The organism is Kitasatospora sp. NPDC001261 (assembly GCF_042896795.1).
GTDB lineage: Bacteria > Actinomycetota > Actinomycetes > Streptomycetales > Streptomycetaceae > Kitasatospora.
On record NZ_JBIAXP010000009.1, the window covers coordinates 147,707 to 167,130 of the forward strand.

Annotated in this window: 22 protein-coding genes; 11 read left to right on the forward strand and 11 right to left on the reverse strand. The window is 73.4% G+C overall.

The window, feature by feature from the left end:
• Positions 1–57: 57 nt before the first annotated feature.
• Positions 58–567 (forward strand): hypothetical protein, encoded by a 510-nt coding sequence (locus tag ACFY4B_RS14655; RefSeq protein ID WP_387968100.1) that lies wholly within the window; start codon positions 58–60, stop codon positions 565–567.
• 1,048 nt (positions 568–1,615) lie between these two features.
• Here ACFY4B_RS14655 and ACFY4B_RS14660 read toward each other — a convergent pair.
• The 3 genes from ACFY4B_RS14660 to ACFY4B_RS14670 form a co-directional block, all read right to left on the reverse strand.
• Positions 1,616–2,380: a GNAT family N-acetyltransferase gene (locus ACFY4B_RS14660; protein WP_387968217.1), complete on the reverse strand. Its 765-nt coding sequence runs from the start codon at positions 2,378–2,380 to the stop codon at positions 1,616–1,618.
• A 342-nt stretch (positions 2,381–2,722) separates the two neighbouring features.
• Positions 2,723–2,908, reverse strand: coding sequence for a DUF397 domain-containing protein (locus ACFY4B_RS14665; RefSeq protein WP_049650293.1), 186 nt, complete (start codon positions 2,906–2,908; stop codon positions 2,723–2,725).
• A 3-nt stretch (positions 2,909–2,911) separates the two neighbouring features.
• On the reverse strand, positions 2,912–3,763 hold the full coding sequence (locus ACFY4B_RS14670) for a helix-turn-helix transcriptional regulator (protein WP_063780084.1): 852 nt from the start codon (positions 3,761–3,763) through the stop codon (positions 2,912–2,914).
• A 229-nt stretch (positions 3,764–3,992) separates the two neighbouring features.
• Between ACFY4B_RS14670 and ACFY4B_RS14675 the strand changes: the two genes are divergently transcribed.
• From ACFY4B_RS14675 to ACFY4B_RS14700, 6 genes are read left to right on the forward strand one after another with little or no spacing between them, the layout of a single operon-like run.
• A complete protein-coding gene (locus ACFY4B_RS14675) occupies positions 3,993–4,361 on the forward strand; it encodes an ATP-binding protein (RefSeq protein WP_079272654.1) in 369 nt (122 codons plus the stop codon).
• On the forward strand, positions 4,358–4,621 hold the full coding sequence (locus ACFY4B_RS14680) for a hypothetical protein (RefSeq protein ID WP_074005068.1): 264 nt from the start codon (positions 4,358–4,360) through the stop codon (positions 4,619–4,621). Before ACFY4B_RS14675 ends, ACFY4B_RS14680 begins: the two co-directional genes overlap by 4 nt.
• A gap of 43 nt (positions 4,622–4,664) precedes the next feature.
• Positions 4,665–5,051, forward strand: coding sequence for a hypothetical protein (locus ACFY4B_RS14685; protein ID WP_049650290.1), 387 nt, complete (start codon positions 4,665–4,667; stop codon positions 5,049–5,051).
• Positions 5,052–5,094: 43 nt separating this feature from the next.
• Positions 5,095–5,916 carry a class II aldolase/adducin family protein gene (locus ACFY4B_RS14690; protein ID WP_375874743.1) on the forward strand — a complete coding sequence of 274 codons (822 nt, stop codon included), beginning with the start codon at positions 5,095–5,097 and terminating at the stop codon, positions 5,914–5,916.
• 57 nt (positions 5,917–5,973) lie between these two features.
• Positions 5,974–7,008, forward strand: a complete 1,035-nt coding sequence (locus ACFY4B_RS14695; protein WP_387968103.1) for a 2-dehydropantoate 2-reductase — start codon at positions 5,974–5,976, stop codon at positions 7,006–7,008.
• A 34-nt stretch (positions 7,009–7,042) separates the two neighbouring features.
• Positions 7,043–7,780, forward strand: a complete 738-nt coding sequence (locus ACFY4B_RS14700; protein ID WP_387968105.1) for a hypothetical protein — start codon at positions 7,043–7,045, stop codon at positions 7,778–7,780.
• A gap of 36 nt (positions 7,781–7,816) precedes the next feature.
• Here the strand turns inward: ACFY4B_RS14700 and ACFY4B_RS14705 are convergent, their stop codons facing one another.
• Positions 7,817–8,461 carry a hypothetical protein gene (locus tag ACFY4B_RS14705; RefSeq protein ID WP_387968107.1) on the reverse strand — a complete coding sequence of 215 codons (645 nt, stop codon included), beginning with the start codon at positions 8,459–8,461 and terminating at the stop codon, positions 7,817–7,819.
• Positions 8,462–8,561: 100 nt separating this feature from the next.
• Positions 8,562–9,017 carry a MarR family winged helix-turn-helix transcriptional regulator gene (locus ACFY4B_RS14710; RefSeq protein WP_387968109.1) on the reverse strand — a complete coding sequence of 152 codons (456 nt, stop codon included), beginning with the start codon at positions 9,015–9,017 and terminating at the stop codon, positions 8,562–8,564.
• Positions 9,018–9,237: 220 nt separating this feature from the next.
• Between ACFY4B_RS14710 and ACFY4B_RS14715 the strand changes: the two genes are divergently transcribed.
• Entirely contained in the window at positions 9,238–10,725 is a 1,488-nt protein-coding gene (locus ACFY4B_RS14715; protein ID WP_259316882.1) for an MFS transporter, read from the forward strand.
• Positions 10,726–10,929: 204 nt separating this feature from the next.
• Positions 10,930–11,592 carry a hypothetical protein gene (locus ACFY4B_RS14720; protein ID WP_387968111.1) on the forward strand — a complete coding sequence of 221 codons (663 nt, stop codon included), beginning with the start codon at positions 10,930–10,932 and terminating at the stop codon, positions 11,590–11,592.
• Here the strand turns inward: ACFY4B_RS14720 and ACFY4B_RS14725 are convergent.
• Positions 11,573–12,436, reverse strand: a complete 864-nt coding sequence (locus ACFY4B_RS14725; RefSeq protein WP_387968113.1) for an NAD(P)H-binding protein — start codon at positions 12,434–12,436, stop codon at positions 11,573–11,575. The two genes, ACFY4B_RS14720 and ACFY4B_RS14725, sit on opposite strands and share 20 nt — an antisense overlap.
• 123 nt (positions 12,437–12,559) lie before the next feature.
• A complete protein-coding gene (locus tag ACFY4B_RS14730) occupies positions 12,560–13,846 on the reverse strand; it encodes a LuxR C-terminal-related transcriptional regulator (RefSeq protein ID WP_387968115.1) in 1,287 nt (428 codons plus the stop codon).
• A 177-nt stretch (positions 13,847–14,023) separates the two neighbouring features.
• On the opposite strand from ACFY4B_RS14730, the gene ACFY4B_RS14735 reads away from it, so the two are divergent.
• Complete coding sequence (locus ACFY4B_RS14735) at positions 14,024–14,209, forward strand: hypothetical protein (protein ID WP_117487948.1); 186 nt, start codon at positions 14,024–14,026, stop codon at positions 14,207–14,209.
• 258 nt (positions 14,210–14,467) lie between these two features.
• Here the strand turns inward: ACFY4B_RS14735 and ACFY4B_RS14740 are convergent, their stop codons facing one another.
• Positions 14,468–15,523 (reverse strand): zinc-binding alcohol dehydrogenase family protein, encoded by a 1,056-nt coding sequence (locus tag ACFY4B_RS14740; RefSeq protein ID WP_387968117.1) that lies wholly within the window; start codon positions 15,521–15,523, stop codon positions 14,468–14,470.
• Between the two features lie 109 nt (positions 15,524–15,632).
• Between ACFY4B_RS14740 and ACFY4B_RS14745 the strand changes: the two genes are divergently transcribed.
• On the forward strand, positions 15,633–15,986 hold the full coding sequence (locus ACFY4B_RS14745) for an ArsR/SmtB family transcription factor (protein WP_387968119.1): 354 nt from the start codon (positions 15,633–15,635) through the stop codon (positions 15,984–15,986).
• Positions 15,987–16,001: 15 nt separating this feature from the next.
• On the opposite strand, the gene ACFY4B_RS14750 is transcribed toward ACFY4B_RS14745, so the two are convergent.
• From ACFY4B_RS14750 to ACFY4B_RS14760, 3 genes are all read right to left on the reverse strand, one after another.
• Positions 16,002–17,735, reverse strand: coding sequence for a hypothetical protein (locus tag ACFY4B_RS14750; RefSeq protein WP_387968121.1), 1,734 nt, complete (start codon positions 17,733–17,735; stop codon positions 16,002–16,004).
• A 208-nt stretch (positions 17,736–17,943) separates the two neighbouring features.
• Positions 17,944–18,699: a hypothetical protein gene (locus ACFY4B_RS14755; protein WP_387968123.1), complete on the reverse strand. Its 756-nt coding sequence runs from the start codon at positions 18,697–18,699 to the stop codon at positions 17,944–17,946.
• Positions 18,696–19,409: an RNA polymerase sigma factor gene (locus ACFY4B_RS14760; RefSeq protein ID WP_387968125.1), complete on the reverse strand. Its 714-nt coding sequence runs from the start codon at positions 19,407–19,409 to the stop codon at positions 18,696–18,698. Before ACFY4B_RS14760 ends, ACFY4B_RS14755 begins: the two co-directional genes overlap by 4 nt.
• Between the last annotated feature and the right edge of the window lie 15 nt (positions 19,410–19,424).

The window sequence follows — 19,424 nt, forward strand, 5'->3', positions numbered from 1 at the left end:
GTCCGGGGCCGTGTTTCGGCACCGGATTCGCCCCGGGCCCATGGGACGGTCCGGATCGTGGCGTCCCTCGGTGCCGCGGTGGCCATCGTCCTGGGCGGGGGGTTGCTCGCGGTCAAGTACGCGACCAGTACGGGCAGCGCCGGTTCGACACCGTCCGCGCAGCACCCGGAGCCGCCGCCGGCCGCGGTGGCGGGGGAGCAGTGCGCTGCGGAGTCGCCCGGTGACGCCGCAGGGAGCACGATCAGGGTCTGCTTCCGGCGGGCCGGGAACACCGTCTACATGGTGGCCTACGCCAAGGCGGACCCGGCGACGTCCGCGGACGTGTACCTGTGGCTCAAGGACGGCAGCGGCACCGCGGCCGTGTACCCGGCGAACGGCCAGGCCGTGTCGTGGACCGGCGTCCCCCTGGAGTCCTCCGCCGAGGTGCGCAAGGAGACGCCCGTCAACCAGTCCCTGGTCCGCGGTACGACCTACAACGTGTCCCTCGCGGTGAAGCCGGCCGGCGGTCCGGCGCCGAACATCAGGAACCACGCCGTGGACGGCCGACAGATCCAGTTCACGTACTGAGGCTTCGGCGGGCGACTGGGCGCCGAGTGATCAAGTGTCGGGAGGAACGCGGAAGGGTCCGGCACCTGTGTGGTGCCGGACCCTTCCGACTGTGGAGCGCCAGGCCCGGGTTGCACGGACTCTTCCTACTGAAAGTAGGACGTGCTCTGGTAGCACCGCTGACGCCTGACGAGGACTCATGTCCCTCGCGACATCAGGAATATTAGCAGCTCAACGCCGGTGCGCCGAATCGCGTCCCCGGCACCAGGGCCTTGCCGAACTCCAGTGGGGCGTGCGCATGTCGGAGGCTGTCGGCCCGAACCCGGTTGGCCGGGCGCCGGCCGGGTGCCATCACCATCAGCTGACCGTATTCGTGTGCGTGGCCTGCGACCGTCCGACCACCGGGGAGCTGACCGGGCTCCCCGGGGTCCCGGAGCGGCCGATGGGCCAGGGCAGCAGCAAGGCCGACGGGTCCCGGTAGGCCACGTCCACCGTGCCGCTCGGCTTCTTCGCCGTGGAGCCCGAGCCGTGGGGCGCCCCGCTCGTTCCCTCCAGGGAGTGCCTGGCGGTCTTCCCGGGCGGGCCCGCCGTCGTGGACCCGGACGGCTCCGGGTTCCTGGTGTCGCGGGGCCCCGCGACACGGTCGTCCTCCACCCCGGGGATGCGGCGGAACTCCAGCCGCATCCCCGGGGTGGGGGCACGCGGGGTGCTGCGGCACCACAGGTCGGAGCGGCATGAACCGGCTGTGCCCCCGCGGTGCGGAAGTGGCCACGCTGGTCAGCGATTGCAGTACCCCGTACGAGCTGCACCTGGATCCCGACCGGGTGCGCGCCGTCCGCCAGGGTTCGCCCCGCGAACGCGAAAGGGCCCGGCACCTGTGTGGTGCCGGACCCTTCCGACTGTGGAGCGCCAGGCCCGGGTTGCACGGACTCTTCCTACTGAAAGTAGGACGTACTCTGGTAGTACCGCTGACGCCTGACGAGGAATCATGTTCCTCGCGACATCAGGAATATTAGCAGTTCAGTGCCGGTGTGCCGAATCGCGGTGCCACGAGGCCGGGCGGGCAGGCTCAGGGGGTGACCGCGTACTCGGTGAACCCGCCGCAGGACTGGAATCCGAGGCGGCGGTAGACGGGCTCACCGTCGGAGGAGGCTTGGAGGACGGCGGTGCGGTAGCCCCCGTCGTAGGCCGTGCGCAGGGTGGCCAGGGTGATGGCTCCGCCGTAGCCGCGCCGGCGCTCGGAGGCGAGGGTCGCGATGTTGTAGATCCCGGCGACCCCGGCGAAGAGGAAGACCTCGGCCGAGCAGACCGGCCGCCCGGCCACGTACCCGACGAGGTAGCGGGCGGGGCAGTCGGGGGAGAGGGCGTACTCGGTCGCGTCGGCGTAGAAGCGGCGGACCGTGGCGGCCGGCGGGTCCCAGTTCGCGGCCACGATCGTCGCGTAGTCGGCGAGGTGTTCGGGAGTGGTCGCGAGGCGGATGTCCAGGTCGTCGGCGGACGGCTCCGGCGGGGCGGTGTGCAGGTCCAGGCACATCCCGGTCTCGGTCTCGGAGGCCTGGAGGCCGGCGGTGGAGAGGAGGGTGGGGAGATCTGGGGGAGTGGTGGCGGGGCCGACCCACCAGGAGAAGGGGCGGCCGGTCGCGGTGAGCGTCCGGACGGTCTCCGCGACCCGGGAGGGAGCGGTGTCGGCGGTGAAGCGTGCCGCCGCAACGATGTTGAAGGTGTCGTCGTCGAGCCCGCTGTCGGCGACGACGAGGTCGGCGGTCTCGGTGACGGTCGCGTGCTCCAGGTGGCGGTGCAGGTGACAGGCGTGCTCGGCGAGGTTCTGTTCGATGCTGCCGTGCAGGTCGGGAACGGGTGGCTTCGTCTGGTTCATGCCCGTCACGATGCCAGCCAGGGGAGGGGATGCCGAGTGATTAAGTGCCGGGGGAATGCGGAAGGGTCCGGCACCTGTGTGGTGCCGGACCCTTCCGGTGATGGAGCGCCAGGCCCGGGTTGCACGGACTCTTCCTACTGAAAGTAGGACGTGCTCTGGTAGCACCGCTGACGCCTGACGAGGGCTCATGTCCCTCGCGCTGAAAGAAATATTAGCAGCTCAGTGCCCGTGCGCCGAATCGGGGCCGCCGGAGCACCGGCCGGAGGGTGGAGCGGGCCGGCCGGTGCGGCGGGGGAGGCGTCAGACGTCGAACTCGCCCGCGCGGATGGCAGAGACGAGGTCGCGCCATTCGTCGGGAGTGAGCTGGGCGATGGCGTCGGGCAGGAGGCTGCTGCGGACGTAGACGGCGTCGGGGGCTATGGACACCTCCGGGCAGGCGTTGGCGTCCGCGCAAGCCCTGGGCCGCTTCCAGTGAATGGGTTCCATGGGTTAGAGCTCTTTCTTGATGGTCCTGATGGCATCACGAGACTTGCTCTCGGACAGAGAGCGCATGGCCATCGTTTCGATGATGTGCCGGTAGTTCTCAAGCTGTTTCTGCTCGTGCAGGAACGCGGGACCGCCTACGGCGTCGAGCTGCACAGTGTCCAGGCGGGGCACTGGACCCTTCGCGTAGAAGACGCCTTGGCCTGCGCCGATGAATCCGTCGGAGTTGAAGCTGATGACCCGGAGTGTGACGTGCGGCAGCTCCGAGAACTCAAGCAGCTTGTCGAGTTGTTGCTTCGCGGCGTCCCGGCCACCGAACAGCATGCGCAGAGCCGCTTCGTGGACCAGAGCCGAGTACGGTGGCGCCCCTTCGCGCATCAGCACTTCCGAGCGCTTGAGTCGGTGCTCAAGTCGGGCTTCGAGGAGGCGCGGTGGCAAGGGTGGGTAGACCTCGCCGAAGATGGCCCTTGAGTACGCCTCCGTCTGCATGGCGCCAGGGCAATGCGAGACCTGGTAGGTGAGCATCCCCTGGGCGAAGTACTCCATCTCCGCAATGTTCAGGAAGCCGACTGGTACGGAGCCACGGAAGTCCTCCCACCAGCCTCTGTGACGTTCTTCGGCCATGACTGCGAGCGCCTCGACGAAGCCCGAGTCGCCTTCTTGGAAGTCGGAGGCGAGCATCCTCACGCGCTCGGCGCTGATCGGGTACTGCCCCTTCTCGATCTGTGTGATCTTCGGTCGGGCGAACCCAAACAGCGCGGCAGCCTCGGCAGTTGTGCGGCCGGCGCAGTCGCGCATCTTCCGCAGTTCGATGCCGACTCGTTCCTGCCGGGCGGAAGGGGTGGTTCGTGGTGGCATGCCCCAAGCATCCATCGTGATCCCGCGAAGGGTCCAGCAATCCATCGATCGAGTGAGGGTTGGGGTAAAAGTACCCCTACATGTACCCCCGATGCCCTACAGTCGGTGACGCACCGACCACCGATGCGGGCGTCAGTAACGCTGCCTCGCACCGCAGAGCACCCATGCCCGGACTGGCTCACGGTGACAGCTCGCTCGGTTCATCCTTCCATCCCCCCTGGGAGAAACTGTGCGTAACATCAACTCCCCCTCCCTCACCCTCTCCCGCGACGCCCTCCGCGACGGCATGGCCAGCGCCGGCTGGCCGCCCTCCCTCATCGCGGATGCCGAACTCGCCATGGTCGAACTCATCGTCAACGCGTGGCGCCACGGCGAGACGACCTCCCCGGTCATCCTCATCGACCACCGCGTCGACACCCTCCGCGTCGCCGTCTCCGACCGCAGTCCACTCCTCCCGAACCTGGGCCCCCACGCCCTCCTCTCCGAGACCGGCCGGGGCCTCCAGCTCGTCGCCGGCCTCACCCACCGCTGGGGTGTCGACCCCCAGCATCTCGGCAAAACCGTCTGGTTTGAGCTGCGGCAGGACGGTGCCGCGTGAGCGCCCACCACCCGATCCACCCCGCCGACCCGGCCCTGCTCCACCTCACCTCGCGCCAGGTCACCGAACTCATCGTGGAACTCCGCACCGAGGGCCGTGAGTTCGGCCTCCTCTGGCCGTCCGCCATCCCCGGTGACATCAACCTCCACGGCCGCCGCCTGGTCGACATCGGCAACGTTCCGGCCAGCACTCTGATCAACCTCCTGGCGCTCATGCGCGAGTACAAGCGCAACCGCGACGTCCGCCACCGGCTGGAGTGACGACACCTTCCCGGGAACAGTCCCGCTCTGTGATCCTGTTCGCATGCTGCTCCCCGACGTCGCCTCGCAGACCGTCCTCATCGAAGTGGTCCGGATCGCGGATCCGAGGAGCGCCTACGGCTCGGACTCCGTCACCGGCGAGGTCCTCACCGTCTGGGATTCCGAGCACCTCCGGCAGGCCCTCGACCTGATGGGCGAGCTGCCGGAGGGCGAACTGCGCCGGTGCTTCGCGCCCGGGTACGGGATCCGGGCGCACGGCCCCGGCGGGCTCCTCTTCGAGGTCTCCTTCTGCTTCAGCTGCCACGGCGTCTGGCTCGCCGGCCCCGGGGTGCCGTCCGACCTCCACGGCATGCAGGCCTTCGACGCAGACAGCCCGCCCGCCCGCGAACTGCTCCACCGCTTCCGTACGTCCGCCGGAAATCCGGCGTGACACCTCACCCCTGACCGGACCGACCGCACCCCGAGGAGCCGCCATGCCCGTACCGCAGCAGCCCGCCGACCCGTACGCGGCGATCGGCGTCGTGGGCCCCGCCCCCGAAGGGGTCACCCTGCCGCTGCCGCCGGTGTTCGACTCGGTGGAGGAGGAGCGCCGGTACCGCAAGGAGCAACTCGCCGCGGGCTTCCGCCTGTTCGGGCGGTTCGGCTTCTCGGAGGGCGTCGCCGGGCACATCACCGTCCGCGACCCGGAGCACCCGGACCGGTTCTGGGTGAACCCGTTCGGCATGAGCTTCAGCCAGATCAAGGCCTCCGACCTGATCCTGGTCGACCACGAGGGCACCCTGCTGCACGGCACCCGCCCGGTGAACCGGGCCGCCTTCGCCATCCACTCCCAGGTGCACGCCGCCCGCCCCGACGCGGTCGCCGCCGCCCACTCGCACTCGCTCCACGGCAAGGCCTTCTCCAGCCTCGGCATCCCGCTCGCCCCGCTGACCCAGGACGCCTGCGCCTTCTTCGAGGACCACGGCCTGTACAGCGACTACCGGGGCGTCGTGACCGACACCGAGGAAGGCAAGAGGGTTGCTGCCGCGCTCGGCAGCCACAAGGCCGTCATCCTGCAGAACCACGGCCTGCTGACCGTCGGCCAGTCCGTGGCCGAGGCGGTCTGGTGGTTCGTCACCATGGAGCGCTCCTGCCAGGCGCAGCTGCTCGCGATGGCGGCCGGCACCCCCAAGCCGATCGACCGGGAGACCGCGCTGATCACCCGGGGCCAGGTCGGGACCCCGCTGGCCGGCTGGTTCCAGGCCCGCCCGCTGTGGGACCAGATCACCGCCTCGGACCCCGACCTCTTCGACTGACGGCCCCCGCCCTCCCCGTCCCCCTCCCCGTCCGCCCACCCCTCGGAGAAGCCCCCCGTGCCCGCCAGCCCCGCCCAACGCAGGCTCCGGATCGCCGTGTTCGGCGCCGGCTCCATCGGCTGCCACCTCGGCGGCATGCTCGCCGCGACCGCCGACGTCACCCTGATCGGGCGGCCGGCGGCGATGGCGGCGATCGACGCGGCCGGGCTGACCCTCACCGGCCCGGGCGGGGCCCGCCGCGAGGTACGGGGCCTGACCGCCGCCACCGACCCGGCGGCCGTGGCCGGCGCCGACCACGTCCTGGTCACCGTGAAGTCCGCCGACACCGCGACCGCCGCCCGCGAACTCGCCCCGCACCTCGGCCCGGACGCGGTGGTGGTGAGCTTCCAGAACGGCCTGCGCAACGCCGGGGCGCTCGCGGCCGCGCTGCCCGCCCACCGGGTGCTGGCCGGCATGGTCCCGTACAACGTGGTGCGGACCGGGCCCGCCGCCGTTCACCAGGGCAGCGGCGGGTCGCTGATGCTGGCGGCGGGGGAGGGGGCCGCCGCCCTCGCCGGGGCGGCCCGGGCGAGCGGGCTCCGGCTGGACCTGCGGCCGGACATGCCGGCCGTCCAGGCGGCCAAGCTGCTGCTGAACCTCAACAACGCCGTCAACGCGCTCTCCGGGCTTCCGCTGCGCGAGCAGGTCGGGCAGCGGGCGTTCCGGCGGTGCGTGGCGCGCTGCCAGCGGGAGGCGCTGGCGGCGTTCCGGGCCGCCGGGGTCGCCCCGGCGCGGCTCGGCCCGGTGCCGCCGGGGCTGATGCCCTGGGTGCTCGGCCTGCCGGACGCCCTGTTCCAGCGGCTGGCCGGGGCGAGCCTGCGGATCGACGCCACCGCCCGCTCCTCGATGTGGGAGGACCTCCAGCGCGGCCGCCCCACCGAGATCGACTCGCTCCAGGGCGAGATCGTCGCCCTCGCCGAACGCCACGGCCTCACCGCTCCCGCCAACGCCCGCCTGATCACCCTCGTCCGCCGGGCCGAGGCCGCCGCTCCCGCCGCCACCCCCGCCTGGACCGGCCCCGCCCTCCTCGCCCAACTCCCCCCGGCCCGCTGACGGGTGGCGCCCGTCGACCTGGTTGGATCGCCGCATGACGGACTGGTCGCGCCTCCACCACGCCTACGGCTCCGCCGAGGACGTACCCGCCCTGCTGGACCGGATCGCGGCGGAGCCCAGCGCCGAGCGCTGGAACGACCTGTGGTCGGCCCTGTGCCACCAGGGCAGCGTCTACCCGGCCAGCTTCGCGGCACTGCCCTGGCTGGCCGACCTGGCCGGGCGCGGGGACCGGGACCAGGCGGTCAACGCCGTGGTGCTGGCGGGCGCGATCACGGCTGGCGCCGACCAGCTGCACGAGGCGGGCGACGTCCGCGCGGAGCACGCGGCGGAGATCGCCGGACTGCTGGCAGCCGCGAACCGGTACCTGCGGACGGCCACGGACCGCGGGGAGTACGTCCACCTCCTGGAGGCCGTCCTGGGCTTCGAAGGCGTCGCGGGGTGGAGCGAGGACCTGGCCTGGGGGCTCGGGAGCGAGGAGTACGAGGTCTCCTGCCCGGGCTGCGGGGAGGGCCTGTTCATCGTCTTCGGCGAACGCGGCCACTTCTCCACCGGCGAGGACTACGCGCTCGCCGACGGGGACATCGAGACCCGGCCCCTGCGGCCGACCGCCCCCGCGGACCTGGACGGCATCGGGCGGCGCCTCCACGACCTCGCGCTCGCCGACGGACAGCGCGAGGTCGCGCACGCGCTCACCCACGTGTTCGGCGGTGCGACCTGCCCCGACTGCGGGACCGACTTCCCGGTCGCCGACCGGATCCGGGCCGAGGGCTGAGCCGGCCGCTGGGCGGCGCTTGCGGGCGGGCGCCGCTCAGTAGTCGAACCAGACCACCAGCCGGACGTTGTCGTCACCGTGCTGCGAGGCGAGGGCCTCCATGACCGTCCAGACCGGCTTCCACTCGCCGTCGTCGCGGACGGCGTCGCGGCGGTCCATCCGCTCGGAGCGGTAGACGGCGTCGTCGACCACCCACTCGCTGCCCTCGGGCCAGGTCCGGACCTCGCCCGGCTCCGACCCCGGTCCCGGTGTCGGCACCGGTTCGGGAATGCCGAGGGTCTCGCCGAAGCGCCGGTTCCAGGCGCTCTTGCCGACGAGCGTGAGCCCGTCGGGGGTCCGCCGGTACTCGTGGAGCCGGCTGTCGGGTGCCTCCGCCGCCTCGGCCCAGTCCACGGCCCTCACCTCGGCCCAGGTGATCCAGGTGGTGCCGTAGAAGGCCGCCCCGTACGTGTCCACCGCCGCCCGCACGGTCTGCGAGGCGTCCGGCGGCAGTCCGCGATCGGCGGCCAGCGGACGGAAGTTGGCGTGGTTGCGGACCCCGAAGAGGCAGCCGAAGGCGTCGTAGTTCCTGGTGGTGTTGAGGAGGTCGAGGGCGACGGCGGCCTGCCAGGCCGGCTTCCCGTCCTCGTCGCGAAGGAACCACGCCCGGCACTCGATGAATCCGTTGATGTCCGTTCCCATGCCGGGCATTCTCCAGGCCGCCCCGCGCGGGAAGTCGGCCCGGCCGACTTCCCGCGCGCTCCCCTGCCCGGCCGACGTCCCGTGCGGCGTCCGCGTCGGCTCAGTCGCGCGGCCAGGGGCGGCCGTCGAGCCGCTCGATGCCGGTGTTGAAGCGGCGCAGGAAGCCGGCGAAGGAGGCGATGTCCTCCTCCGGCCAGTCCGTCATCACGAGGTTCAGTGCCCGTACGTGCGCCTCGCGTTCCGTGTCCAGCCGGCGGCGGCCCTCCTCGGTGAGGCGGAACTTGCGGGCGATGCCGCCGTCCGGGTCCGGGATGCGTTCGAGCAGTCCCGCGCTCTTCAGGGCCGCCGTCTGCCGGTTGAGGGTGGAGACGTCCAGGGCGAAGGCGTCGCTCAGCTGGCCGATGGACATCGGCCCTTCGGCGTCGACCCGGCTGAGCAGGATGTAGGCGCTGCGTTCGAGCTGGCTGCCCTCGGGGCGGGCGTTGACCTGGCTGAGGTCGCGGTGCCGGGCGAACACCAGGAACTCGAGGGCGACCTCGTGCGTGGGGCTGGTCATGTCGAAGTCCCTTCATCACCGCTTCGACCTGCGGGTTCTCCGTGGATCACCCTTCAGTATGCCAGAGGCATGCGCGGCACACATGATGTGCATCGCGCACATCCTGTGTAAGCTGACCGTCTTGTGTTTCATGCACATCGTGTGTTTTGTGCATGTTTCCGCTCTCGAACGCTCTTCGAACGTTCTTCGACTGCTCTTCGACCGCCCGAGGAGGCCCGTCATCAACGGCCCCGCCCCCACCCCCCGCACCGGTCCGATCGTGGCGGTGCTCGCCTTCACCGGCACCGTCGCCGCGATCATGCAGACCCTGGTCACCCCGCTGATCAGCCAGCTCCCGCAACTCCTGCACACCAGCGCGTCCAACGCCTCCTGGGTCATCACCGCGACCCTGCTCTCCGCCGCCGTCTTCGTCCCGATCAGCGGCCGCCTCGGCGACCTCCTCGGCAAGCGGACGATGCTCATCGCCTCCTGCGTCCCACTGCTGCTCGGCTCGGTGCTGTGCGCGGTGGCCGACTCCGTGGTGCCGATGATCGCCGGACGGGCCCTGCAGGGCATGGGCATGGGCCTGGTGCCGATCGGCATCAGCCTGCTGCGCGACGTGCTGCCGCCCGAGCGGCTCGGCTCGGCGATCGCCCTGGTCAGCGCCTCCATGGGGATCGGCGGCGGCCTCGGCCTGCCGATCGCGGCCGGCGTCGCCGACTACGCCAGCTGGCGCGTGCTGTTCTGGGGCACCGCCGTACTGGCCGTCGTCATCATCGGCCTGCTCTGGGTCATCATCCCGGCCCCGGCCCCGGCCGCTTCCGCTTCCTCGGACGGCCGCCCCGCCACCGGGGGGCGCTTCGACTACGTCGGCGCGATCGGCCTCAGCGTCGGCCTGGTCTGCCTGCTGCTGCCCGTCTCCAAGGGCGGCGACTGGGGCTGGGGCAGCACCCGGACCCTCGGCCTGTTCACCGCCTCCGCCGCGATCCTGCTGCTCTGGGCCCGCTGGGAGCTGCGCGTCAGCGAGCCGCTGGTGGACCTGCGGGTCACCGCGCGCCCCCGGGTGCTGCTGACCAACGCCGCCTCCGTCCTGGTCGGCTTCGGCATGTACGCCCAGGCGCTGATCGTGCCGCAGCTGCTCCAGCTGCCGGAGGCCACCGGCTACGGGCTCGGGCAGTCGATGCTGGCGATGGGCCTGTGGATGGCGCCCGGCGGGCTGATGATGATGGTCGTCTCCCCGTTCGGCGGCAAGCTGTCGGCCGCGCGCGGACCGAAGTTCACCCTGGTCGCCGGGGCGCTGACGATCGCCGTCGGGTACGGGCTGGCGCTGCCGCTGATGGGCTCCACCTGGGGCGTGCTGATCGTGACGATCGTCTGCAACAGCGGCGTGGGCCTGGCCTACGGCGCGATGCCCGCGCTGATCATGAGCGCGGTGCCGCTGACCGCGACGGCCTCGGCGAACAGCTTCAACACCCTGATGCGCTCGCTGGGCACCTCGGTGTCCGCCGCCGTGATGGGCGTGGTGCTGTCGCAGATGACCGTCACCCTGGGCGGCCACACCCTGCCCTCGGAGGGCGGCTTCCGGGTCGGCCTGGTGATCGGCTGCGGCGTCGCGCTGATCGCGGCCGCCGTCGCCGCCGTCATCCCCGCGCCGCCCGCGTCCCGGCTGCGCTCCGTTCCGGTGCCGGCGGGGGCCGGTGCCGAGGAGGCGGACCAGGCCACGGCCTGAGCTCCGCCGGTCCTCGAAGCCCCGCCCCGGGCGCGCCGTGCTCGCGCGCCCGGGGCGATTCGTCTTTCCCGAGTCCGCCGTTCCGCCGGCGGCCCGGGCCACTCGGACGGGTCAGGAGCTGTCGCTGTGGAGCGGGATGTTGCCAAGCATGGGGACGTACGGGCCCCTCGGCCGCCGAACACCGACCAGGAGAGGGATCCCTCGGTGCGTGAACTCCACAGTCCCCCCAGCCACCGCCGACCGGGCCGGAGGTGGACGCCGCGGCGGACGGTCGCGCTGATCGTGGCGGCCTCCGGCGTCGCCGTGCTCGCGGCCTGCAGCAGCAGCTCCTCGGGCACGGCGGCCGGCTCGGCGACGGCCACCCCGCCCAACGCGGGCGCCTTCTCCGGCGAGCCGCCCTCCGCCGTCGCCTCCGCCGCCGAGTCGCTGCTGGCCTCGGCGTCCGCGGCCATCGCCTCGGCCTCGGAGGCCTCCGCGGCGTCCGTCGCCTCCAAGGCCGCGGCGGCCTCCGCCTTCGAGGCCTCCGTCTCGGCGCAGCAGGTGACGACCAGGGAGAAGGCCGCCTCGGTGCTCAGCGGGGAGCCGGACGGCGGCAACGCGGTGAACGACGTCGCGATCACCGGCATCAACCGGCAGAACACCGGCGGCCTGCACGCCGTGGTCGTCACGATCCGCAACCGGGGGCTCGAAGCGGCCTCCTACGCCGTCCAGGTCGACTTCACCGACACCAGCGGCAAGACCGTGGACAGCGCCGTCGTCGGCGCCGAGAACGTCCCGGCGAACGGCACGGCCGAGCCCGTCGCCTTCAGCAGGCAGCCGGCCGACCGGACGCTGCTGCCGGTGGTGGTCAAGGCCGTCCGGTACTGACCCCGGCCTGGCGGAAGCCCGCCGCGTGGTCCCGCACCCAGCTGCGGACATCGCGCGGCGGACGCCCGAGCACCTCCCGCACGGTGCCGGTCACCCGCTCCGGCTCCCAGGTGAACGACTCCCAGGCGCGCAGCCGGGCCGCGACGAACGCGGCGTTGCCCCAGGCCGCCGTCAGCTCCTCGCGGGCCGTCTCCGGCGGCAGCTCCTCCCACCGCACCGCGACGCCCAGCTCCTCGCCGATGATCCCGGCCGGCTCGGCGTGCGAGAGCGACTCCGGGCCGGTGAGCACGTACGCGGCGCCGCCGTGCCCGTCCTCGGTGAGCGCCCGCACCGCGACGTCCGCGATGTCCCGCTCGTGCACCAGTGATCGCCGCGCCCGCCCGTACGGCCAGCGGACCACGCCCTCCCGCACCTGGTCGGCCCAGGCCAGCAGGTTGCCCGCGAAGTCGATCGCCCGGACGAAGGTCCACTCCAGGCCCGAGCGCCGGATCAGCCGCTCGATCTCCTGGTGGAAGACGACGGCTGGCTCGTCGTCGGCGAGGTCCGCCACGTCCGTCGACAGGTAGACGACCCGCCGGGCGTGCCGGGCGATCAGCTCCACCACCCGGGGCCGCACGGGCAGCCCGGGCCACATCAGGTAGACCGCCTCCACCCCGCCGGCCAGCGCCGGCTCCAGGCTCTCGGGCCGGGTCAGGTCGCCCTGGACGGCCTCGACCCCCGCCGGGAGCCGGGACGTCGCCTCGTCGCGCACCAACGCCCGCACCTCGTGGCCGCCTTCGGCCAGCGAGGCCACAACGTGCCTGCCCACACTGCCGGTTGCGCCGATCACCAGAACCTTGGTCATGCCCGCCCCCGACACCGGTGCGCCCGGGGCTATGCCCGGGCGGCTACCGGCCCGACTCCACCGGCCCGACTCCACCGGCCCGGTTCGCGGGCGCGTCCCGGGTTACGTCGCGCCGCCGGGGGGTTACGTGACGCCGTCCGCGCGTTCCCGCTGCCGGGTGCGGTAGGCGCGGGAGCGGCAGCGGGGCGAGCAGTAGCGGGGCGGGCGGCCGCCGGGGCGCGGGCCGCCGGGGGAGGGGGCGGTGGCCGTCAGCGGGCCGCCGCAGGCGGGGCAGGCCGGGGCCGGTTCGGGCTCCTCGCCGGGGGCCGGGGCGTCCGGGACCGGGTGCGAGGTCAGGCCCAGCCGTTCGGCGACCACGCCGGCCTGGAAGCGGCTGTGCGCGCCGAGGCCGTCCAGCAGGTCCGAGACGTGGCGGCGGCAGGTGCGCAGGGAGATGCCGAGGCGGCGGGCGATGGACTCGTCCTTGAGGCCCTTCGCGAGCAGCACCAGGATGCTCTGCTTCATCGTCTTGGTGACGTCGTGCGCGGCCTGCGGGCCGCTGGCGAACGGGGCCGCGTTCTCCCAGTCCCGTTCGAAGACCGTCAGCAGGTAGGAGAGCAGGTCGGGCTCGCGGATGATCAGGGCGCCGCCGGAGCTGGCGGGCAGCAGGGCCAGCGAGCCGTCCACGATGATCAGTTGCGGCAACACCTCCGGCAGCGTCCGGATCTCGGCGCCGGCCTCGATGAGCTGCTCGGCGTGCACCCGGGTGGGCTGGTCGAAGCGGGTCGCGTGCTGGTAGAGGCTGCGCATCCGGACGCCCCGGTCGAGCAGCGCCAGGTCGCGCGGCAGCGCCTCGCGCAGGGCGGCCGGGGAGAACGAACCGCCGTGCTTGGAGACCAGCACCTCGCTGCGGCAGGAGTCGATCACGTCGGCGAGCAGCGAGCGCACCGCGAACTTGTCCGGCAGGCGGTCGATGGTGCCCTGGGGGAAGGCGTGCTGACGGGCTTGGAGGTAGACGGGCACCAGCGCCGCGAGGCCGTCGCGCTGCTGCTGGACGATCCGCCGCTGCTCGCGCAGGGCCTCCTCCCGGGCGCGCAGGGCGGTGTCGCGGGCGGAGAGCAGCTGGGCGGTGGCGGCCTGGGGGCTGACGGGCTGCCAGGCGACCGGGGGCGCGTCCGTACGGGTCCCATCCGTGCGGCGGTCGTCGGGGAACAGTTCCTGGAGGAGGCAGGCCCCGGTGAGCTGCCGGACGGCCGCCTCGCACTCCGGCAGGGTCAGGTCGGTCTCCGACGCCGCCTGTGCGAGGGTGGCCGGGGTGAGGCGCTCGTGCACCACCGTCCACCGGTAGAGCGTGACGGCCGCGCTGTCGAGCGCGGGCACGTCGGCGGTCGGGTCGGGGGCGGTCGGGTCGGGGCCGGTCACGGGGTGCATCGCATGCCTCCTAAAGCTGCCAGGCAGGCTCATGATCCCCTGCGGGGGATGCCGTGGCCATCCGCCGCCTGGCAGGGTGACGAGCACGGACCGGGCGATGCGGCAGGAACTGCGGAAACGCCCGGAACGTGTGGAACCGTCCCCGAAGTGATGGGAGTTGTCGTCATGCGAGGAATCGTGACGCGGACACTGGCCGTGGTCGCGCTGGGTGCCGCCGCCTGGTTGGGCGGGGTGGCTCCGGCCGGCGCCTCCGTGTTCGACGGCGCGACGCTGACGGAACCCGGCGGCGTGCACGACGGCCACCACTGCGTCCAGACGACGGCCTGGGGCGACGCCTGGTGCCCGGGCAAGCCGCTGAGCTGACGCGTCGTCGCGGGCGACTCCCGTCCCCTCCTCATCGAAAGGGAAGTCCTGTCATGCACATGGCTCTGAAGCGTTCCGTCCGTACCGCGCCCACCGCCACCGGCCGGGTCGGCTCCGCGTCCTCCGCCTCCTCCGCCGGGGCCTCCGCCGGGTCCGCGAGCTGATCCGCCCGGTGAAGTGACGTAGCGCGCCCTGCACGGGAAGTCGGCGGAGTCGACTTCCCGTGCAGGGCGCGTTGCCGTACCCGCGGGTGCGGGATCAACCGCCGACGCGCACCACGTACTTGCCGGTCGCCCGGCCCTCCTGCATGGCGTCGTGGGCGGCCGGGACGGCGTCGAGGCCGGGCAGTTCGGTGACCGGCAGGTCCAGGCCGCCGTCGGCGAGGAGGCCGAGGACCCGGCGGACGGCGCGGGCCAGCCGCTCGGGGGCGGTGACGGCCAGGCCGCGGTGGCTGAAGCCGGTGACGGTCAGGTTGCCCGCCATCAGGCGGCCGAGCGGGGGCAGGTCGGCGACGGCGCCGCCGCCCGCGTTGCCGAACAGCACGATCCGCGCGCCGGGTGCCGCCACGGCGAGGTCGAGGTCGAGGGCGGCGGTGCCCAGCGGGTCGAGCACCAGGTCGACGCCCCGGCCGCCGGTGGCGGCGCGGATCGCCTCGGCCGGTCCGCCGCCGCTGCCGCTTTCGCCGCTACCGCTTCCGTCGGCGCCAGGTCCGTCGGCGCCAGGGCCGTCGGCCGCGCCGCGGGCGAAGACGTGGTCGTAGCCGGAGGCGAGCGCCGCCGCGGCCTTCTCCGGCCGGCCGACCGTGCCGATCAGCCGGCCGCCGCCGAGCAGCGGGACGAGCCGGGCGACGGCGTTGCCGATCCCGCCGCCCGCCGAGTGGACCAGGACGGTGTCCCCGGCGGTGAAGCGGCCCGCGTCGGTCAGCAGCAGCATCGAGGTGGCCAGGCCCAGCGGGACGGCGGCGGCCTCGCGCAGCGCCACCCCGTCCGGGAGCGGCACGGTGAGCGCGGCCTCCGCGACCACCACCTCGGCCAGTCCGGCGCCGACCGGCGCGGCGACCACCCGGTCGCCCACCGCCAGGCCGGTGACCCCGGCGCCGAGCTCGCGGACCGTGCCGGACACCTCCTTGCCGGGCCGGTACGGCCACTCGGCGGCGTACGCGGCGTCGCCGCGGCGGGTCATCACGTCCACGAAGTTCAGCCCGGCGTGGGCGACGTCGACCGCCACCTGGCCCGGTCCGGGGCGCGGTACCGGGACCTCCCGGATCTCCGAGTTCTCCGCTCCACCGGGTGCGGTCATCACCAGCGCACGCATGTCGGGCCCCCTCGACTACGATGTTCGACGAACGACGAAATTGGCGCGGGACAGTGGTACCACGCCATTTCCATGGATGTCGAACATCGCAGATCAGGGAGGTCGACCCATGCCCCGCAGCACCCGCCGACGACCGGCGCTCGCCCACCCCGCAGCCGAGGAGATCGACCTCTTCGACGTCCTGCACGCGCTCTCCGACCCCACCCGGATGACCATCGTCCGCGTTCTGCGCACCGAGCCCGAACGGGCCTGCGGCACCTTCCCGGTGGACGTCGCGCCCTCCACCCTGAGCCACCACTTCAAGGTGCTGCGCGAATCCGGCCTGATCGTCCAGCGCGAGGAGGCCAACCGGCGCTTCTCCGCCCTGCGCACCGTCGACCTGGAGCAGCGCTTCCCCGGGCTGCTCGACACCGTCCTCGCCGCCCACGCCGCCGCCGTCGCCCACGCCGGTACGGCGGGTTAGGCGACACCGGGGCGCTCAACGCCGGTGCCAGACCGCCCAGTTCTGCCGGGCGTCGAAGCGCTCGACGTACCAGTCGGCGGGGTGGCCCGGCCAGTACGCCTCCGGCGGTTTCCCCTCCCCGGGCAGCGGGAGGACCATCACGTTCGCCTCCGCCGGGACGGGCTGCCAGCGGGGATCGCGGGACCAGACCCGCCCCCGGTAGACCTCGAAGGTCTGGGCGGCGCGCAGCGACCAGTCGACGTCCCAGGCGAACACCACGTTGTCGTCCGCCGTGATCCCGGCGGCGCGGGTGAAGCCGGTCGCCAGGCCCTCGCGGCCCTCCGCGTGCGGCCGGGCGACCTGTGCGGTGATCGTCGTGGTGGCGAAGGCGGCGAACAGCGCCAGCGAGACGCCGAGCGCCCCGAGCACCCGGCGGCCCCCGGCGTGGCGGACCAGGACCGCCGCGCCGAGCAGGACCAGCACGGCGGCGCAGGTGCGGGGCAGGTCGATCCGGCCCCAGTCCGCGGCCAGGAAGGAGACGTCGGGCAGGGTCCAGGGGATGAACATCGACGTGTGCAGCCGCTCGCCGGCCGCCAGCGCCACGACCCCGGCGAGCAGCAGGACGAGTCCGGCCGCGACCGTCGCCGTCCGGACCAGCGCGCGGCGACCGTACCGCGCGAGCACCGCGACGCCCGCGACGAAGGCCGACGGGACGAGGTAGGAGGTGTACCGGGCGTACACCCAGTCGTCGACCCGGCCGTCCAGCGGCAGGGCGGCGGCGGAGGCCACGGCCGTGCCGAACAGCAGGGCCACCAGCACGCCGCCGGTGGTCCGCAGGGCGGGCGGCCGGCGGCGGTCGAACACCGCGCACAGGCAGGCGACGACGGCGAGTCCGCCGACACCCCAGGTGGAGACGGTGAAGTACCAGATCTGACCGGCCGCCCGGGCGAGGGTCTGCACGGCGGTGCCCGGATCGGTCAGGCCCTTCCAGAGCGAGCCGCCGACGTCGCTGTCCGGGACGGTGAACCGCGCGTGCAGCCAGGCCGACAGCAGCTCGGCGCCGAGCACACCGAGGCCGAGCGCCGCGAGCCCGGCCGCCGTGGCGCGCCACGGCGCCCGGCGCAGCAGCAGGACGCCGAGCAGGACGGCGGCGGTCAGCGCCACCACCACGCCGCCGCGGTCGTGCACCGCCATCGCGTAGCCGGCCGACGCCCCCGCCCCGACGGCGTGCCAGGTGCGGCGCCGCGGCGGGCCGTCGGCGAGCCAGCCGTGCAGGCAGAGCAGCCAGGCGAGCACCAGGACGGGCAGGACGGCGTCGGTCAGCACGAACTGCGAGTAGAAGACCACCGGCGGCAGCAGCGCGGTCGCGGCGGCGAAGGCGTACGAGAGGCGGCGGTCCAGGCCGAGGCGGCGCAGCGCGACGTGGGCGAGCGGGAAGACCAGGGCGTTGACGGCGGCGTTGACGCCCATGACCAGGTGGTAGGCGGTCGTCGGGTCGTCGGCCAGGCGCAGCGCGGGGGAGATCAGCAGGGGGTAGCCGCCGGGGATGACCACGCCGACCGGGATCTCGGTCGCCGAGCCGCCGGCCAGCACCCGGGCCTCGGCGAGGTAGGAGTCCTCGTCGGGGTGGACGGACGGGAAGTCCATGGACCGGACGAGGACGAGACGGAACAGCAGCTCGGCCAGGTAGCCGACGAGCAGCACGACGGCGGGCCGGGTGGTGGCGGTCCGGACGACGGCGGCGCGGACGGTGGCGGCTGTGGCACGCACGGCGGTTCGGGCGGTGCTTCGGGCGGTGCTTCGACCGGTGGCGAGCGGAGTCGGGTCGGGCCGGGTCGGGTCGGGCCGGGTCGTGGTGCGGGGTGGCATGGGCGCGCCCCCTTCTGTCGACTGTCGGACGACTGTATATGTCGTTGGACTGCATATGTAGTCCGACTGGTTCCACGGAAGGGGGCGGGCGCCTACGGGCCGGGCCGGGTCATTTCGCCGGCGGGGTCGGGTACAGGCTCGCCAGCGGGTTGACGTACTCCTTGGCCGGCATGCAGGAAGGGCCCGGGGACTTCATCAGTCCGGCCTGCATCTCGCGGGAGCTGTTGGCCGGCGAAGTCCTGGCCAGCGGCAGGTAGATGAAGATCTCCGTGCCCGCCGGGAGCCGACGGGGGTGGACGGTCAGCACGAGCGGCTCCCCGGGCCCGTGCTCGATGTCCCACCCGGCGGTGAGGTCCACGTGGGAGGGCTGCTTCGGCTCGCGGGCCTTGCAGCCCGGCTCGCCGGGGTAGACCCGGGCGCGGATCCCGAACCGGTCGATGTCGCGCTGCAACTGGTCCACGTCCACCGGCTTGTAGTCCTCGAGGATGGTCAGCCGGACCACCTCCTCCTCGCTCTCCAGGGTGTACGCGACACCGCTGCTGCTGCCCAGCGACCGTCCGCTGTCGTCGCCGCCGGGGGCGGAGCCGTCGGTGCCGGTGGTGAGCAGGACCCCGGTCAGCGCGGCGGCCAGCCCCAGCGGGAGGGCGGCGCCCAGGAGCAGGCCGCGTCGACGGGCGGTGCGTCGGGGGGTGGTGCGCCGAGGGGTGTCGGGGGTGCCGTCCGGGTCGGTGATGCTGTCCAACAGGTGCTCCTTGAGCAGGAGGTGGCGGCTCCGGGGGAGGACCGGAGCGGCCGGGGCCGGCAGCAGCCGGGCCAGCTCCTCCCGATCGGCCTGTTCGGACCGGTGCCGGGGGGTGGCGCTCATCGGATCGTCTCCTTGGTCGGCCGGACCGCGGGGGTGCGGTCACCTGGTACCTGTCCGGTGCTGCCCGGGCGTTGCGCGGTCTCCGCCGCCCGGTGGCCGGCCTGGTGGCCTGCCGGCGGCGCGCCCCGCTGCTCCGCCCGCGCCGAACGCGCCGCGGCCAGCTCCCGCTCGGTCAGCTCCCGCAGCCGGGCGCGGGCACGCGAGAGCCGGGAGCGGACCGTACCCACCGGGCGGCCGAGCGCCTCGGCGACGGCCGCGTGGTCCAGCCCCTCCCACACGTACAGCGCGAAGACCTCCCGCTCGACCGGCCGCAGTCGCTCCAACGCGGCCTTCGCGGCGGCCAGTTCCTCGGCGTCGGCGATCCGGCCCGCCAGCTCGCCGGAGAAGTCCGGCACCACCTCGCGCGGCGGCAGCTTGGCCATCGCCTTCTGGTGCCGGCGGGCCGCCCGGCGGGTGTTGTGGATGACGTTCCCGGCGATGCCCAGCAGCCACGGCGCCAGGCTCTCCGCGCCGTCCTCCCGCTCGGGGGCGATCCGGGCGCGCAGCCGCCAGGCCTCCAGGAAGGTCAGCGAGACCACGTCCTCGGCGACGGTCCGGTCCCCGGTCATCCGTACGGCGTGCCGGTACACCGCCCGGGCGTGATCCTCGAAGACCTGCCCGAACGCCTCGGCGTCCCCGGCGCGGATCCGCGCCCGTATCGATTGCTCCACACCCGGTCCTGTCCG

Excerpts from the sequence above, each read along its gene's own strand:
- ACFY4B_RS14665 (WP_049650293.1), bottom strand. The coding sequence starts at position 2,908 with ATGGAACCCATTCACTGGAAGCGGCCCAGGGCTTGCGCGGACGCCAAC.
- ACFY4B_RS14670 (WP_063780084.1), bottom strand. The coding sequence starts at position 3,763 with ATGCCACCACGAACCACCCCTTCCGCCCGGCAGGAACGAGTCGGCATC.
- ACFY4B_RS14685 (WP_049650290.1), top strand. The coding sequence starts at position 4,665 with ATGCTGCTCCCCGACGTCGCCTCGCAGACCGTCCTCATCGAAGTGGTC.
- ACFY4B_RS14690 (WP_375874743.1), top strand. The coding sequence starts at position 5,095 with ATGCCCGTACCGCAGCAGCCCGCCGACCCGTACGCGGCGATCGGCGTC.
- ACFY4B_RS14700 (WP_387968105.1), top strand. The coding sequence starts at position 7,043 with ATGACGGACTGGTCGCGCCTCCACCACGCCTACGGCTCCGCCGAGGAC.
- ACFY4B_RS14705 (WP_387968107.1), bottom strand. The coding sequence starts at position 8,461 with ATGGGAACGGACATCAACGGATTCATCGAGTGCCGGGCGTGGTTCCTT.
- ACFY4B_RS14710 (WP_387968109.1), bottom strand. The coding sequence starts at position 9,017 with ATGACCAGCCCCACGCACGAGGTCGCCCTCGAGTTCCTGGTGTTCGCC.
- ACFY4B_RS14725 (WP_387968113.1), bottom strand. The coding sequence starts at position 12,436 with ATGACCAAGGTTCTGGTGATCGGCGCAACCGGCAGTGTGGGCAGGCAC.
- ACFY4B_RS14730 (WP_387968115.1), bottom strand. The coding sequence starts at position 13,846 with ATGCACCCCGTGACCGGCCCCGACCCGACCGCCCCCGACCCGACCGCC.
- ACFY4B_RS14740 (WP_387968117.1), bottom strand. The coding sequence starts at position 15,523 with ATGCGTGCGCTGGTGATGACCGCACCCGGTGGAGCGGAGAACTCGGAG.
- ACFY4B_RS14745 (WP_387968119.1), top strand. The coding sequence starts at position 15,633 with ATGCCCCGCAGCACCCGCCGACGACCGGCGCTCGCCCACCCCGCAGCC.
- ACFY4B_RS14755 (WP_387968123.1), bottom strand. The coding sequence starts at position 18,699 with ATGAGCGCCACCCCCCGGCACCGGTCCGAACAGGCCGATCGGGAGGAG.